The sequence below is a fragment of the Planctomyces sp. SH-PL14 genome (assembly GCF_001610835.1).
Classification (GTDB): domain Bacteria; phylum Planctomycetota; class Planctomycetia; order Planctomycetales; family Planctomycetaceae; genus Planctomyces_A.
Map to the genome: position 1 here is coordinate 1,191,565 of NZ_CP011270.1, position 15,446 is coordinate 1,207,010.

The 15,446-nt window shown below is 66.0% G+C and carries 9 protein-coding genes; 4 read left to right on the forward strand and 5 right to left on the reverse strand.

Annotated elements, in window-relative coordinates; genetic code table 11:
* Positions 1-84: 84 nt before the first annotated feature.
* Positions 85-1,377, reverse strand: a complete 1,293-nt coding sequence (locus VT03_RS04735) for a sigma-54-dependent transcriptional regulator (protein WP_197489194.1) — start codon at positions 1,375-1,377, stop codon at positions 85-87.
* A 741-nt stretch (positions 1,378-2,118) separates the two neighbouring features.
* Between VT03_RS04735 and VT03_RS04740 the strand changes: the two genes are divergently transcribed.
* On the forward strand, positions 2,119-3,381 hold the full coding sequence (locus VT03_RS04740; protein WP_075091926.1) for an exonuclease SbcCD subunit D: 1,263 nt from the start codon (positions 2,119-2,121) through the stop codon (positions 3,379-3,381).
* Positions 3,378-6,875: a YhaN family protein gene (locus VT03_RS04745; RefSeq protein WP_075091927.1), complete on the forward strand. Its 3,498-nt coding sequence runs from the start codon at positions 3,378-3,380 to the stop codon at positions 6,873-6,875. The genes VT03_RS04740 and VT03_RS04745 overlap by 4 nt, the downstream gene beginning before the upstream one ends.
* 14 nt (positions 6,876-6,889) lie before the next feature.
* Here VT03_RS04745 and VT03_RS04750 read toward each other — a convergent pair whose 3' ends face one another.
* Positions 6,890-7,231 carry a hypothetical protein gene (locus VT03_RS04750; RefSeq protein WP_075091928.1) on the reverse strand — a complete coding sequence of 114 codons (342 nt, stop codon included), beginning with the start codon at positions 7,229-7,231 and terminating at the stop codon, positions 6,890-6,892.
* A gap of 170 nt (positions 7,232-7,401) precedes the next feature.
* Here VT03_RS04750 and VT03_RS04755 point away from each other — a divergent pair, with 170 nt between their 5' ends.
* Positions 7,402-7,755, forward strand: coding sequence for a hypothetical protein (locus tag VT03_RS04755; protein WP_075091929.1), 354 nt, complete (start codon positions 7,402-7,404; stop codon positions 7,753-7,755).
* A 459-nt stretch (positions 7,756-8,214) separates the two neighbouring features.
* Here the strand turns inward: VT03_RS04755 and VT03_RS04760 are convergent, their stop codons facing one another.
* The 3 genes from VT03_RS04760 to VT03_RS04770 form a co-directional block, all read right to left on the reverse strand.
* Positions 8,215-10,794, reverse strand: a complete 2,580-nt coding sequence (locus tag VT03_RS04760) for a DNA gyrase subunit B (protein WP_082846725.1) — start codon at positions 10,792-10,794, stop codon at positions 8,215-8,217.
* 136 nt (positions 10,795-10,930) lie between these two features.
* Positions 10,931-13,210, reverse strand: coding sequence for an O-antigen ligase family protein (locus tag VT03_RS04765; RefSeq protein WP_075091931.1), 2,280 nt, complete (start codon positions 13,208-13,210; stop codon positions 10,931-10,933).
* Positions 13,211-13,268: 58 nt separating this feature from the next.
* Positions 13,269-14,144, reverse strand: a complete 876-nt coding sequence (locus tag VT03_RS04770; RefSeq protein ID WP_075091932.1) for a bifunctional 5,10-methylenetetrahydrofolate dehydrogenase/5,10-methenyltetrahydrofolate cyclohydrolase — start codon at positions 14,142-14,144, stop codon at positions 13,269-13,271.
* Between the two features lie 268 nt (positions 14,145-14,412).
* Here VT03_RS04770 and VT03_RS04775 point away from each other — a divergent pair, with 268 nt between their 5' ends.
* Positions 14,413-15,420: a site-2 protease family protein gene (locus VT03_RS04775; protein WP_075091933.1), complete on the forward strand. Its 1,008-nt coding sequence runs from the start codon at positions 14,413-14,415 to the stop codon at positions 15,418-15,420.
* Positions 15,421-15,446 lie beyond the last annotated feature (26 nt).

Sequence of the window (15,446 nt, forward strand, 5' to 3'; positions counted from 1 at the left end):
GGAACCTGGGTCCAGGGCGGATGCCTTGGATACAAAAAACCCCGGCTTTCGCCGGGGTCGAGGAGGGTCAGGTCGCACGCGGCACTAGGCCGCGCGGGAAATGCGGTTCGAGCCCGGGCCCCCACGCGGCGGGTAGCCGTACTCGCGGAGCTTGCCGCTGAGGGTCCGAATTCCAATCGACAGCGCCTTGGCGGTCAGTTCGCGGTTCCCGCCGAAGCGGTTGAACGTCGCTTCGATCAGCTTGCGTTCCATCTGGGCCAGCGTCAGGCCCGGATCGCTCGGCTCGTCGGCGGAACCCTGTTCGATCCAGGGCTCGACGGCACTGCGGGTCAGTTCGATTTCGGTCGTCAGGGCACAGATCCGGGCGATGACGTTCGAGAGCTGGCGGACGTTCCCCGGCCAGTTGTGGCGGCGGAGGCGGTCGAGAGCTTCCGAGCTGAGCCGCTTCTGGGGCTGGCCTTCTCGGACCGAGCACTCGAGGAGGAACTGCTCGGCGAGCGCCCCGACGTCTTCCAGGCGGTCCCGGAGAGGCGGAACGTGCATGCGGTGAGCCATGCAGAGGCGATGCAGGTCCGGATGCAGCTTCCCTTCGCGGGCACACTTGTCGAGGTCGGCGTGCGTGGTGAGGATCACGCGGACCTGGACCGGCTTCTGCATCGGGCCGTTGACCGGACGGTAGTGGCCGGTGTTCAGCACGTGAGCGAGTTCCTGCTGCATCGGCAGGGCGAGGGTCTCGACGTCCTCGATCAGGAGCGTTCCGCCCTTGGCCGATTCGAACCGGCCCGGCTGGTCTCCTTCACCGAACAGCTCCTGCTCGACAACGGCCGAGGAGAGGACGCTGCAGCAGATCTTGAGGAACGGGTTGCGGCCGCCGTACTTGGCCGTGTGGATCGCCCGTCCGACGGCGGAGACGCCGCTGCCGGCTTCACCGAAGATCAGGACCGGACGGTCGTGTTCGGCCGCGGCCTGGACCTGGCGGCGAACTTCGTCCATCGCCGGGCTGATGCCAGCAAGGTCGTCGAACATCCGTCCTTCGAGGCGACGCTTGAGCTGGAGGTTCTCGGCGACGAGCCGCGAGCGGCCGACCGACGAGAAAAGGATGCGGGCCAGCTTGTCGGAGGTGCAGGGAGGATCGAGCACGTCGCAGCCGACGTTGCTCCAGACTCCGCTGCGGTCCCCGAGAGAGGGGAGGACGATGAACTGCGTCGGGCGGCCGGCGATCCGGACAGCCGAGCTGAGAGTCCGGACGATCTCGGGCGAAGCCGGCTCGTCGAGGACGCAGGCGGAGAAGTCTTCCGCCGTCAGCCCGGCTTTGAGGTCGTCGAGGTTGCTGTACGTGACAGCGTCATAGCCGGCCTGGCGGACAACAACGGACAATCGGGCACGCGATTGTTCCTGAGCAGCCCAGACGGCCACTCGTCCGCTCAACCGGATGACGCCCGGCATCGGCGAGTCAATCATGGAGACCTCGTGTCGCAGATAGGTAAGAGGTGAACGGGAGGGAGAGAACGGAAGGGAGGGGGGGACCAGTCGGCCGGCAGCAGGACGTACGAAGCGGGGTGAAGGGATGGCGTGAGGAAATGGGGGGTTCGCTGAGGACAGAGAAATCCCGGAGACCTCGTGCCTGGGCTTCGCACGTGCCTGCTTGGGTTGCCGACTTGGGAGGGGGGAAGTGTTGAAAAACTTCGGAAGGGACAGTTGACGTTGGAGAAACGTCAGACGTGATGCGACGAGTGATATGGCAGGTCCTGCCGAGGGTCAACGGCAGGTTGTGCAAGTTTCAAAGCGGGTTGTAACAGTTGCAAGAATCGGCGTCGGGAGGCAGAAAACCTCAAGCGACGGTCGCCGCAAGCTCTTGAAGACCGGCAGTTTCTGCCGGCCTCCATTTCCGCGAGCCCATTTGCTCAGCGGGCGCGGGGTCGACCCTCCACGAGCTGGCTCGCGAAGCGTCGAGGGTCCAGGGGGTCGGCCCTCCGGCCACTGGAGGTACCCCCTCTCGAACCGTCCAAAGGGCAACGGACATGCCATCCGGATCGAAATGCGAGCGGTAGAAAATCCCCGCCACATCTGTACACTCGTCAACCTGCCTGATCGAGGCCCATCGAGGGGTGTTTCCGCATGGCGTTCCAGTTTCTTCACGCGGCCGACCTGCATCTCGACAGTCCGCTTCACGGGCTGCAGCAGTACCCCGGCGCGCCGGTCGAGGCGATCCGCGGAGCGGCGCGACGCGCGCTGGAGCGGCTGGTCCAGCTGGCGATTGATCGCAAGGTCGCGTTCGTCGTGATTGCGGGCGATCTCTACGACGGAGACTGGCGGGACTATCACACGGGGCTGTTCTTTGTGCAGCAGGCCCGGCGTCTCCAGGCGGCGGGGATTCCGCTCTATCTCATCAGCGGGAACCACGACGCCCAGAACCTGATGACCCGGACGCTGGTGCTTCCCGAAAACACGCGGATGCTGGCGTCGGATCGGCCGGAGACGGTGATCCTGGATTCGATCGATGTCGCGATCCACGGCCAGAGCTTTGCGAAGCGGGAAGTCTTTGAGGACCTCTCGCTGCGGTATCCGCAGGCGCAGAAGGGCTTGTTCAACATCGGTGTGCTGCACACGTCCGCGGCGGGGGCGGAGGGGCATGAGCCGTACGCTCCGTGCAAGATCGAAGGGCTGGAGACGCGGGGCTACGACTACTGGGCTCTCGGCCACATTCATAAGCGGGAGGTCCTGTGCGAGCGGCCGTACGTGACCTTCTCCGGCAACATCCAGGGCCGGCACATTCGCGAGACGGGGCCGAAGGGATGCTGGCTCGTCAGCGTCGATGACCGCCGCAACGTGAGTCTCCAGTTCGAGGAACTGGACGTCCTTCGCTGGGAGATCGCCTCGATCGATGTCTCGGGCTGCGGGACGATGGACGATGTCTTCGCAGAGGTCATCCAGTCCTGTCGCAAGATCGAAGAGACAACGCAGGACCTGCCGCTGGCGGTGCGGGTCGTCCTGAACGGGATGACGCCGCTCCATGACAGCCTCGTGGCCCATCGCGAGAAGTCGGTCAACAACATCCGGGCGTCGGCGGGGAACGATCGGGTGTGGATCGAGAAGGTCTCGCTCCACACCAAGGCCCCTCGCCGGCGGAGCACGGCGGCGGATGAGGGGAGCCTGCCGTGGGAGGAGTTGCTGGGGTGCGTCGCGGAGTTGAGGTCCGATCCCGCTCAGGCCTCGAGCCTGGCTCCTGATGTCAGCGACCTGATCAACAAACTGCCCTCCGACCTCGACCTGGCGTCGGCGGGCCTCAACCTTTCGGACAGCGCGGCCTGGTCCGAGGTGCTCGATGAAGTCGAATCCCTGTTGCTCGATCGCCTGTCCGACTCGGAGGTGAGCCCGTGAAGATCCTCACCCTCAAGTTCCTGGCCTTCGGCCCGTTTTCGGACCGCGTTTTTTCCCTCGCCGCCTCCAACGGGAAGGCGAGCACCGGAGGCTTCCACCTGTTCTACGGTCAGAACGAGGCGGGGAAGTCGTCGGCACTGCGGGCAATCCGGCAGACCCTCTATGGGATGGACCGGCAGAGCGTCGACGCCTTCCTTCATCCGACGACATCGCTTCGGCTGGGGGCCGCCATCGCACCGCGGCACGGGGAGCCGTTCGAGTTCGTCCGCCGCAAGGGGGACAAGAACACGCTCCGGCAGGTGGACGACCAGACCGCCTTCGCCGAAGAGACCCTGATGACCGCGCTCTCCGGCGTCGACGAGAAGATGTTCGAGTCGATGTTCGGGATCAATCACCTGCAGCTCCGCGACGGCGGCCGCGAGATCATTGCCGGAAAGGGGCAGCTCGCCGAGACCCTGTTCTCGGCCGCCTCCGGGATCGCCAATCTGCAGGCGGTCCGGAAACGTCTCGAGCAGGACTGCGAGACGATCTACAAGAAGAGCGGCCGCAATCAGCGGATCCCGGAACTCCTGAAGAAGCTGACGGAAAGCCGCAAGACGCTGCAGGGCCTGCAACTCCCCGGCGAAGAGTGGCGGCGCGTCCGGACGGAACTTGCCGATGCCGAGGGGCTGCGGGACGAGATGCAGGGAAAGCAGGAGGAGGCCCGCGTGCGGCTCGCTCGCCTGAGCCGCTGCCAGAACGCATTGCTTCCGGTGCAGAACTGGAAGCGGCTCGATCAGGAATGGCAGCAGGTGGCCGATGCCCCAGAACTGCCGCAGCCGGCGCTCAAGAGAGCCGCCGAGGCACTCGAAGCCTTCGAACTCCAGACGCGGCTGCTCGCGGGGATTCAAGAGGAGCTCGCGAGGCTCGACGAGCAACTGCGAGGGGAAGAGGCCGGGCCGGCCGGAATGGAGTCGTCGGAGATCGAGCGGCTGACCGCGGAACTGGGGAGCCATCAGAAGGCGCAGAAGGACCGCCGCGCGCTGGCCACATCGATCGCGAGTCTCGAACGGGAGGCGGAGGTCTATCTCAAACGGCTCGGCTCGCTCGACAGCCGGCTGGCCGAGACGCAGTACACGATCCCTCCCGATCGCCGGGCCCGGATCAACAAGCTCGGGACGGAGCAGGCGGGCTTCGCCGAGAAGCGGGAGGCGCAGGCCCAGCGTCTGTCAGAACTGACGATCGAGCGCGATCAGACGCGGAAGCGCCTCGACAGTCTTCCCCCGATCTGGGACGGCACGCTCCTGCAGGGCGTCCTGACGCGGATCCGCTCTCAAGGCGATCCCGAGGTCATTCGGGGCAAGCTCGCGAAAGAGATCGAATCGCGCCGGGCGTCCCTCAGCAGTCGACTGGGACGCCTCGCATTCTGGAGCGGAGATGCCGACGCGCTGCGGCAGATCGCGACCCCGTCCGGGGAACAGATCAACCGGATCGAGGCCGACGGCACGCAGGTTGTCACGGCGCTGCGCGACGCCCAGCGGCGACAGAGGGAGCTGTCTTCGGCCCTGGCCAGCCTCAAGGCGCGGCTCCAGAAGCTGGAAGCGACCGGTTCCGTTCCCACCGAGGAGGACCTGCTTTCCGCCCGAACGCGGCGGGACGAATTGTGGGGATCGGTCCGCCGCCACATCGAAGACAAGAGCCCGGCCGCGGCCGCCCGGAGCGATCTGGAGGCGTTTGAGAAAGCGGTCCAGGAGGCGGACCGACTGGCGGACCGGCTGCGGTCGGAGTCGAAGCGTGTCGCGGAGAAAGGGACGCTGCTCCAGGAGATCGCCCGGACCGAAGAACAAGTTACCGAAGCAGACAGCGCCGTCGCACGCAGCCAGACGGCCCAGGAGGCCTGGGAAAAGCGGTGGCGGGAGGCGTGGTCGGCGTTACCTCTCGCGCCCGGTTCGCCCGCTGAGATGCGGGCGTGGCTGTCGGAGCGGGAAGGGATCGTGGCCGAAGCGGGCGAGCTCGGTCGCGACGAGGCGGAACTGCGCGAGTGCGATGCCGGCACCGAGCGGCTGAAGGTGGAACTGTCGGCCGCCTATCGACAGACGGGCGGGGACGGGCCCGACTTCTCGGCTCCGCTGCCCGTTCTCCTTGCCGAGACCGACGCCCGGCTGCGGAAGCGAGCCCAGCAGGAACAGCAGGCCAACGACCTCACGCAGTCGCTGGCCAAGCTGGAAGACGCGATCCAGAAGACCGAGGCGACGGCCCTCCGTCATGACCAGACGTACCGCGAATGGCTGACGCAGTGGACCGAAGCGATCCGCGGGCTCGGCCTGGCCGATCAGACGACGGCCCCCGAGGCCCTCGCGGTCCTGGAGGATCTGGGGGCCCTGTCGCAGTCCCTGCTCAAGGCGGAGGACCAGCGGCAGCGGATCCGCGGAATCGACGAAGACGCCGCAGCCTTCACCGGCACGGTGCGGACGCTCTGCGAGCGGGCCTGTCCCGAGGCAGCCCCAACGGCAGTCGATGAGCAGGTGCGGCGGCTGACGGAACTCGACCGCGCGGCCCGCGCCCGGGAGACCCGCCGCGAAGCCCTCGGCGACCAGCGCAGCCGGAAGCAGCGCGAGCTCGACGAGGCCCAGCGGCAGCTCTCGAAGCTCGACGCCGAAATCGAGCTGCTCGCGAAACGGACCGGTCAGGAGGAGCGGTCACGGCTGCGCGAGACCATCGAACAGGCCGAGCGGCGCTCGATCCTCGCAGAGTCCCGTCGGCAGCTCGCCCAGCAGATCGACCGCCTGCGAGGAACCGCGACATTCGAGGAGTTTGTCGAGCAGGTCTCGGCTCTCGATCCGGACCTCCTGGGAGCGCAGGTCCAGTCGGCCGAGGACGAGCAGCGGCGGTGCGATCAGGAGCTGTCGCGCGTCAACGAGCAGATCGGCAACGTCCGGGCCCGGTTCGAACTCATGGACGGCAAGGGAGACGCCGCCGACCAGGCCAGTCAGTGCGCGGCCCAGGGGACCGAGATCCTGGAGGCGGCGCGGCAGTACGCCGTCCTGCGGCTCTCGGCGGCCGTGCTCCAGCAGGGGATCGAACGGTATCGGAAGAATCACCAAGGTCCGCTGCTGGAGCGGGCGAGCGAGCTTTTTGCCAAGTTCACGATGGGCTCGTTCGCGGGCCTTCGCCCGGACGTCACCGAGAAGGGCGAACACCTCCTTGTCGGACTGCGGGCGGATGGCAAGACGACCGTTCCCGTCGAAGGGATGAGCGACGGGACGTGCGACCAGCTCTACCTCGCGCTGCGGCTCGCTGGCCTCGAAGCCTGGATCGCCCAGCACGGTCCGATGCCGTTCATTGTCGACGACATCCTCGTCCACTTCGACGATGCCCGGTCCTCAGCGACGCTGGAGGTCCTGGGAGAACTGGCCGAGCGGACGCAGGTCCTGTTCTTCACGCATCACCAGCGGCTGGTCGAGCTCGCGAGCGATGTGATCCCGACCGATCGACTTCTCAGCCACGCACTCTGACCAGCGTCACGGCGTTAGTGATGCGGGTCGATCGGAGGGATGACCATCGACAGATCGCTGTTCCGGATCAGTCGCAGATCCGTTCCGCGGACCTTCAGATTTCCTTCTTCAGTCTCCACAACGAGCTCGAAACCGTTCGGGTCCGGCTGTACCGATTCGTAGAGCCAGACAGTCGGCGTCCCACAGCGCTCGAGCCGGGAACAGCCGGTGATCACGAGCGTCCACTCCGCAAGTCGGATCAACGCACGACGGTTCAGGGCGGAGACATCGAGGATCGGGGCGTCGTGGAACGGCTCCCGCCGCCAGAACTGCTGCAGGGCGGCGAGATGCTGACTCAAGGGAGATGCCTTGCTCATGGTGTGTCTCTCGCGTGCCGCCCGGTATGGTCCATACAACCCGGATAAGCGGGCAACCGGAATAAGTGGGAGCGGCGGGCGTCCGGATCGGGGGATGCGAGCTCTTCGCGCGGTCGCGTCGGCGGCCCTGACGCATTCTTGCAGCATCCCCTCAAATCCGGAGTTCGTCGATGGATGCTGCGCAGTCCTTTCAGAAGCTGTTTGAAACCTGGCCGGCGGAAGTGCCGCGGACGGGGCTTCTGGTCACCACGTTCAATGAGACGATTCCGTTCGTCGACTTCCTGGTGTCCGAGGGGACGCTGATCGTGCAGCGGAACCAGCCTGACAGCCAGAACGCCCGGAAAGCGATCATTGCCTATGGGGCGATCAGCGCGGTGAAACTGACCGATCCGGGAGATCTGGCCGTTTACACCCGTTTCGGCTTCCGGGTCGGCGGGGCCGCCGCGGCTGCGCCGACGGCTCCGACACGATCCTCGCTTCCGCCGATGCCCCCGCGCCGCCCGATCTCCACGCCCACGGCATAATCGCGTCCTTGCCGGAACGGCGCTCTTCGCTCAAACCCATCGTGCGACGGCAGCCGGGGTCAAGGGGTTCACCCCTTGCCGCAGGAGGCCTTCCCTCGCTGAACCGTGGGACACAACGGGCATCCCCTTTGTGTCACCAGCGTCGAGGACGCCCTCAAAGTGTACCGCTGGCTCTGGAATCCCAGCGGGTTGGTGAGGGGGCATCCGGCACCGGGTCTGCGCTTGGACACTCGCTCCTTCAGACATCTCTCGACGGGACAGGCCTCCGGCGGGCAAGGGGGATTCTCCCCCTTGCATCCCCTGACCAGGGTGCCCCTGGACCCGGTGAACAAGTGGCGTCGCCAGCTAGAGCGATTTCAGATTTGATGCGCAGTCGTCCATTCTCAACGATCCACCGAGAACGGACTGTTCTGACTGAAAACTGAAAACTGACGACTCAAAACCAATCCCGAAAATGCTCTAGATATCGAGGTCCTTCACATCCAGCGCGTGCTTCTCAATAAACTCGCGACGCGGTTCCACACTCTCACCCATCAACACCCGGAAAATCTCCTCCGCCGCAGCCGCGTCTTCGAGATTGATCCGCTTCAGAATCCGCGTCTCCGGATCCATCGCCGTCTCATACAGCTCGTCCGGGTTCATTTCCCCCAGCCCCTTGAAGCGGGTGTAGGTCAGAACCTTGCTGCTCATGTCCCGCAGCAGCGTAATGAGATGCCGCAGACTCACGAGCCGCCGCGGATTGCTGTCCTGCTCGACCTCGTACGGATAGACCGGCTCGCCGTTCAGCGGAGCCGCCGGAAGCAGGTCATTCAGCGACAGACCGAACTCCGACTGCAGCCGCTTGATCCCATCGTTGATGCTCCGCATCTCGTGGAAATCAGCAACCGCAATCGCCGCCGACTCCCCTTCCGCCTGCGCCGGCTCGCCCGTCGGGACGAGCGGAGCATCGGCGACCTTGAGTTCCGTGCCGATCTGCTTCTGCTTCTCTTCCAGGAACGAATCGACATCGGCCTTGGTCTGGAACCAGTGCTGCTCGCTGCCCAGGAAGATCCGGTACCGCGGCAGAAGACCGTCCGGCGTGGCGAACTGCATCGCCAGCGACCGCAGGTTGAGACCGCGGCGCTCAAGCGATTCCAGCGGCTCCTCAAGAGTATTCATGAGGTCTGCGAGCTGGCGAAGGTCCGCCCCGGAGATCTCCCGGCTCTCGGTTCGCTCCGTCAGGCTGGAAACCCGCTTCGCCAGGAGGTTGATCCGCGGCTTGATGACCAGCTTCGACCCCTCAAGCCCGAGGTTCAGAAGCTCGGTCATCATCTCTTCGTGCGTCTGGACGTACCGCGGCTTCTGGTTCTTGCGGTTCTTCTGGAGCACGCGATAGAGCGGCGGCTGGGCGACATAAACCGCTCCCTGCTTCACGAGCTCCCGCATGTGCCGGAAGATGAAGGTCAGGAGCAGCGTCCGGATATGCGAGCCGTCCACGTCGGCGTCGGTCATCAGGATGATCTTGCCGTACCGCCGCTTGTTGATGTCGGTCTCTTCGGCCGTCGGCGGGATGCCGATCGCCTTGAAGATCGCGGCGACTTCCGTATTCCCCAGCACCTTGACGAGCTGGGCCTTTTCGACGTTCAGGATCTTTCCGCGGAGCGGCAGGATCGCCTGCGTGGCGGAGTCGCGGCCCGTATCGGCCGAGCCACCGGCCGAGTCCCCTTCCACCAGGTACAGCTCCGAGACCTTGAGGTCGTGGTTGCGGCAGTCGCGAAGCTTCTCCGGAAGTCCGCCGCCGGAGACCTTGCTCTTGTCGCGGGCGAGGTCGCGAGCCCGCTTGGCCGCCTCGCGGGCCTCCGCCGCCTTGAGCCCCTTCTGGGCCACGAGCTTGGCGATCGCCGGGTTCTCTTCGAAGAACTTCGCGAGGCCGTCGCCGACGGCGGAGTTCACCGCGCCGTCGACTTCGGCATTCGTCAGCTTGATCTTGGTCTGGGACTCGAACTGCGGGTTCGGGATCCGGACCGTGATCACCGCCGCCAGGCCTTCGCGGTAGTCTTCACCGGCCGGCGTAAAATCCTTGTAAACCCCTTCCTTCTTCCCGTAGTTGTTCAGCGTCCGGGTCATGCCGGTCCGGAAGCCGCTGGCGTGCGTCCCCCCTTCCGGATTGTAGATCCCGTTCGCATAGCAGCGGACGGTCTCGGAGTACCCGTCGTTCCACTGCAGGGCGATATCGACGCCGATGTTCTCCACCTGAGTCGTGATCCGGATCACGTCCTGGAACAACGGCGTCTCGGTCCGGTTCAGCCAGCGGACAAACTCCCGGAGGCCGTCCTCGTAGTAGAAGGTGTCGGACTGGCCGGAACGCTCGTCCTTGATGAAGACCCGAATCCCGGGGTTCAGGAATGCGCAGTCCTGCAGCTTCTTGTGGATCGTGTCGTAAACGAACGCCGTCACCGGGAAGATCTGCGGGTCGGGCTTGAACGTGATCTTGGTCCCGGTCTGCTCCGTGGAGCCGAGCTTCGACAGCGGCGCGGTCATCTTTCCGCGCGAGAACTCCATCGTCCAGACGTGCCCTTCCCGACGGACTTCGACTTCCACCCACTCGCTGCAGGCGTTGACCGCCGTGATCCCGACGCCGTGAAGTCCCCCGGTCCCGGTGGCGTACGCCTCGCGGTCGAACTTGCCCCCGGCGTGGATCTCGGTGAAGACGACTTCCAGGGCCGAACGGTTCTTCCCCTCCATCGTCCCGACCGGAATCCCGCGGCCGTCGTCGACGATCGTGACCGAGCCGTCGGCGTTGACCGTCACCGAGAGCGTCTTGGCGAAGCCGTTGACGAACTCGTCGAGGACGTTGTCCGTGACTTCGAACAGGAGGTGATGCAGACCGACGAGATCGGTCCCGCCGATGTACATCGCCGGGCGGTGGCGAATCCCCTCGATCCCCTCCAGGTGGCGGATCGTGTTGGCCCCGTAATCCGCCGACTTTTTCTCACCCTTCTTGGCTTCCGACTTCGCCGGTTCCGGTTGGGATTGAGGGGTCTCAGGCGTATCGCTCACCACTTGCTCCGTCCGCTGATTTTTCGGCTCCGAGCCGCCTCAAAAAGAGGGCCTCCTGCCGATGCAGAATTGTAGCAGGAACGGCTGGCAAAGAGCATCGCCAGCCTGCCGTTGCGGTGAGGCATTTTCCAGCAAATCACGAAGATTTCGGGGGCGGTTCCCCGGCGGCGGACTCGGCCGGTTTTCCCTCGGCGGCGATCTGCCGGCGGACCCGGTCCCGGATCGCATCCGTGAGGCACTTGTCCCAGTGGGCGTACTGGATGTTGAGCTCGTCCTGGGCCTTGGCCCGCAGCGCCACGTCGAGAGCCTCTTTCGGATCAACCGGTCCCAGCGAACGGGCCAGATCGGCCAGGAGACCGGCGTGATAGGGATAACGGGCGACCGACTCCCGCAGCGCGTCGGCAGACTTCCGGGCGTCGGCCGGATCGTGGCTCCGGCCGTAGCGTTCCCACCACATGAGCCCCAGCATCCGCAGCAGGAACGGGTCGTGCGGATGGCGGCGGCGGGCCTCCTCGATCTGGCGGATCGCCTCGTCGAAGTGATGATCGTCGATCCCGTTCCGCCAGCGGACCTCGGAGAGAAACCCCTGCTGAATCCACGGTTCCGGATCGAAGGGATCAGCCTGGCCAGCGGCGACGAAGTCTTTCTGGGCGGCAGCGAGGTTCCGCTCGACCTGGAGATGCTCCTGCCCCAGCCGCATCGCCGCTCCCGCGCTGACGACGGGGACCATTCCGGTCCCGAGGCACGCCAGCACGGCCGCCAGCGAACCGCCGAGCAGGCCCCAGCGGACGGCGGGGGGCGGCTGAACGGTCGACGGCGCGGCCCCACCGGCAGGCCAGGCGAATGACGCCGCCAGAAGCAGCCACAACTGCGAGAACCCGGGGGACTCGAAGCCGCCTGCCCCCAGCAGATGGACCGTCAGCGAGCACCACGCGGCGGCGGTCACGCTCCGCGGAATCGTCGGCGAGGCGGTCCGCTCCAGGAGGATGCCGGCGATCCACCACGCCGGAATGACCCACGCCAAGGCGGTCACGGGATCGGATCCCGTCAGGAACAGGACGCCCGCAGCCACCAGAATTCCGACCTGCCCGATCGCCAGGGAGCTCCACCACGGAAACGAGGCGGCCTCCGGAGACGCCGCAATGCTGTCGCGGACACGAGGCAGCCGGGAAACACTCAAAGCAACGATCCCGACGACGGCCAGGAGCGCCAGGAGGCCGCCGTTGGCCCAGGCGTCGAGGAGAAAGTTGTGCGGGTCGAGGATCTCTTCACTCGACTGGGGGAGCTTGTACCGCAGGTAGTGCGACCGGAAGTCCCCCAGCCCCGGACCGAGCAGCGGCTTCGCCGCCAGGAGCTGCAGCGTCGGCTGCCAGTATTCCAGGCGGTAGCGCACCGACTTCGGAGCCTCGAACACGGTCTCGGAGTCGAGGCGTCCGGTCGCGAACCCCACGCCTGCGATCAGGACGAGCAACCCCAGCACGCCGCCGACGCCCCCCAGCCAGACCTTCCGAGGAAGCTGGAACGCTCCCGACAGGACCAGCCAGACGCCGATCCCTACCAGCCCCCCTGCCCAGGCGGTCCGGGCTTTCGTCAGGATCAGGCTGACCGCGATCAGCAGCAGCCCGATGCCCCACGGGATCAGCCGGCGCCGGGCGGCGCCGCTCCGCCACGTTTCGACGAAGCGTCCCCACGCGATCCAGCCTCCGACGAGCAGGAAGCCGCCGAAGGAGTTCGCCAGGGCGAACATTCCGAGCGGCTCCTGGCTGGCGCGGACCCGGTTCGAGAACAGCATCCGGCTCGACGGGTCCCCCTGGAGATAGCTCGCGGGGAGGGATCGCTGGAGGTCGCGAAATCGGGTTCGCTCCTCCGCGGTGAGGGCATCCGTCCGCTTCTCCAGCTGCTCGAAGTCATCGAGCATCGCTCGCAGTTCTGGATAAACGATCGCGTTCTGCCAGACTCCGAAGCCCGCCAGTACGATCGCCGCAACGGAGAGCGTCCCCAGCAGCCGAGTCAGAAAACCCTGACGGTCGACGAGCTGTGCCGCCATGCCCCAGATCACACCGGTTCCGACCCACTCCCACAGGAGATTGAGGGCGTATCGCTTCTGACCGCCAGTGACGAGGACCGCGAGTCCGGAGAGAACGTGAGCACCGACGAGCGCGAAGACCAGTAGATCAAGCCCGGTCCAGCGCCGCAGGCCGTCGGACTCGCGGAACCACCGCCAGGCGGCGAAGAGCGCCGTCAGCAGCGTCAACTGGACGATCGGGAGAGTCTCCCCCATCAGGGTCGACTCGACGGGGATCCACCACCGCGCGGCGACGAGTCCGCCCAGCGCCAGCCAGTCGACAAGGGCGTCGCCCCCTTCGGGACTGTCAGCCGGAGAGGGAGTGCCGGGAGAGGCGAGGGGGGACGCCACGAGAGACTCCGTCGTTTCGCCATCGGCCGCGCAGGGACTTTGCCCGGCGCGATTCTGTCTAGGCCTTCGCCCGCGCCGTCTGAAGTTCCGCCGCGCGGAGCGTGTTTTCAAGCAGGAGCGCCCGGGTCATCGGTCCAACGCCGCCGGGGACGGGCGTGATCGCCGAGGCGATTTCCTTCACGGCGTCGAAATCCACGTCGCCGACGAGGCGGTCGCCGACCCGGTTGATGCCGACGTCGATCACGACGACGCCCGGTTTGACCATGTCGGCCGTCACGAAGTTCGGTTTTCCGATGGCCGCCACGAGGATGTCCGCCTGGCGGGTGATCTCGGCGATGTTCTTCGTCCGGCTGTGGCAGATCGTGACGGTGGCGTCCGCGACGCCCCCCTTCTGGATCAGCAGCGACGCCATCGGCTTGCCGACAATGTCGCTCCGGCCGAGGACCACGGCGTGCGCCCCCTCGGTCTTCACGCCGGCGTCCTTGAGGAGCTCCTGGCAGCCTGCCGGGGTGCAGGGGAGGAATCGCGGCCGTCCCTGGACCATCAGGCCGACGTTCTCCGGATGAAAGCAGTCGACGTCTTTCACCGGGAGGACAGCGTCGAGAATCCGCAGTTCGTCGATCTGCTTCGGCAGCGGGAGCTGGACCAGAATGCCGTGGACAGTCGGGTCCGCGTTGAGTTTCTGGACGTGGTCCAGGAGTTCGGCGGTCGTCAGGGTGGTCGGGAAGCGGTGGAGCGTGCTGAGGATTCCCGCCTTGGTGCAGTCGAGCTGCTTGTTCTTCACATAGACCGCGCTGGCGGGATCCTCTCCGACCAGGACCGCCGCCAGATGCGGCTGGACGCCGGTCTCTTCGCGAAATCGGGCGACCCGGGCCGTCAGTTCCGACCGCAGGCGCGTCGCCAGCGACTTTCCGTCAATCATTCGCGCAGACATGTCCTGTTCGCTCCTCCCTCGGGCTCCTCATCTTGGCAGATTCGACCGGGGGATGGGAGCGGACGCGACCAGGGTGGTCCGGTTTCCCAACCGCGATCCCGGAAACCACTTGGGATGCCCCTCCTCCCGGCGCGACGGTCGGTCGTCGGGGTGGAAAGCCGAAGTGACTCCAGAGAAACCCGATTTGCTCTCTACCTGGGGCAGTGGTACGATTCGAGAGGCCATCACGTCCGTACAGAGCGACGGCCGTGGAGCAGGAACTGCGGTCATGGAAATTCGAAATCCCGCTGTCGATTTCGCGTTCACCGTCGGGAACGTGGGCGGGGTGACGGTCCGCATCAGCTACTTCTTCCCGCTGCTGATCGCGGTCTGCGTGCTGCGGCTGGGAGTTCCACTGGGGCTGACGGTCTCCGGAATCCTGTTCGTCAGCGTTCTGATCCACGAGTTCGCCCACATCTGGGGGGCGCGAGCGACCGGCGGGACCGGAGATGAGATCCTCCTGTGGCCGCTGGGCGGTCTGGCGATGGTCCGGACGGCCAATACCCTCAAGTCCAAGCTGATCACCACGCTGATGGGCCCGGCCTCGAACCTGGCCCTGTGCCTGGCCTGTGCCCCGGCGACTTCCCGGGCCGGCGCGTTTCCGCAGATCTTCAATCCGCTGGAGCTTCCCTCGGTCGCCCTGGCGCAGAACTGGGGGATGGCGGTCCAGATTCTCGCTTTCTCGCTGAACTGGACGCTGTTCCTGATCAACCTGCTCCCGATCCTCCCGTTCGACGGCGGGGCGGTGGCCCTGGCCTTCTGGGAGCAGCGGCGGCCGGTCCTTGAAGCCCGCAGCCGGGCGATCATTCTGAGCCTCTTCGGCGGCGTGGTGGTGGCGTTCGTCGGGCTGTGGCGGGATTCGACGAGCCTCGTGACGCTCTCGACCTTCATGCTGTTCCTGAACCTGAACGACTTTTACCAGACCCGGATCCGGCAGGTGGTCCAGAGCGACATGGACCAGGACGCCGGATTCATGGGCTACGACTTCTCGCAGGGGTACACGAGCCTTGAGAAGGGCTTTTCTGATACGGACGACGATCTGACGCCTCCCCCCGCCCCAGCCTCCTCGAACGCCAAGGACGAGAAGCGGCGACAGCGCGAGGCGGAAGAGCGGGCGGCCAACGAGAAGCGGCTCGATGAGCTCCTCGAGAAGGTCCACAACCACGGGATGAACTCGTTGTCGGAGGAGGAACGTCGCTTCCTCCAGCAGGCGAGCACCCGGTACCGCCGCTCCTGATCCCGTTCCGCCCGCACGTTGCGCGT

Coding starts and splice junctions, on each gene's coding strand:
- VT03_RS04755 (WP_075091929.1), top strand. CDS start 7,402: ATGGATGCTGCGCAGTCCTTTCAGAAGCTGTTTGAAACCTGGCCGGCG.
- VT03_RS04750 (WP_075091928.1), bottom strand. CDS start 7,231: ATGAGCAAGGCATCTCCCTTGAGTCAGCATCTCGCCGCCCTGCAGCAG.
- VT03_RS04775 (WP_075091933.1), top strand. CDS start 14,413: ATGGAAATTCGAAATCCCGCTGTCGATTTCGCGTTCACCGTCGGGAAC.
- VT03_RS04770 (WP_075091932.1), bottom strand. CDS start 14,144: ATGTCTGCGCGAATGATTGACGGAAAGTCGCTGGCGACGCGCCTGCGG.
- VT03_RS04740 (WP_075091926.1), top strand. CDS start 2,119: ATGGCGTTCCAGTTTCTTCACGCGGCCGACCTGCATCTCGACAGTCCG.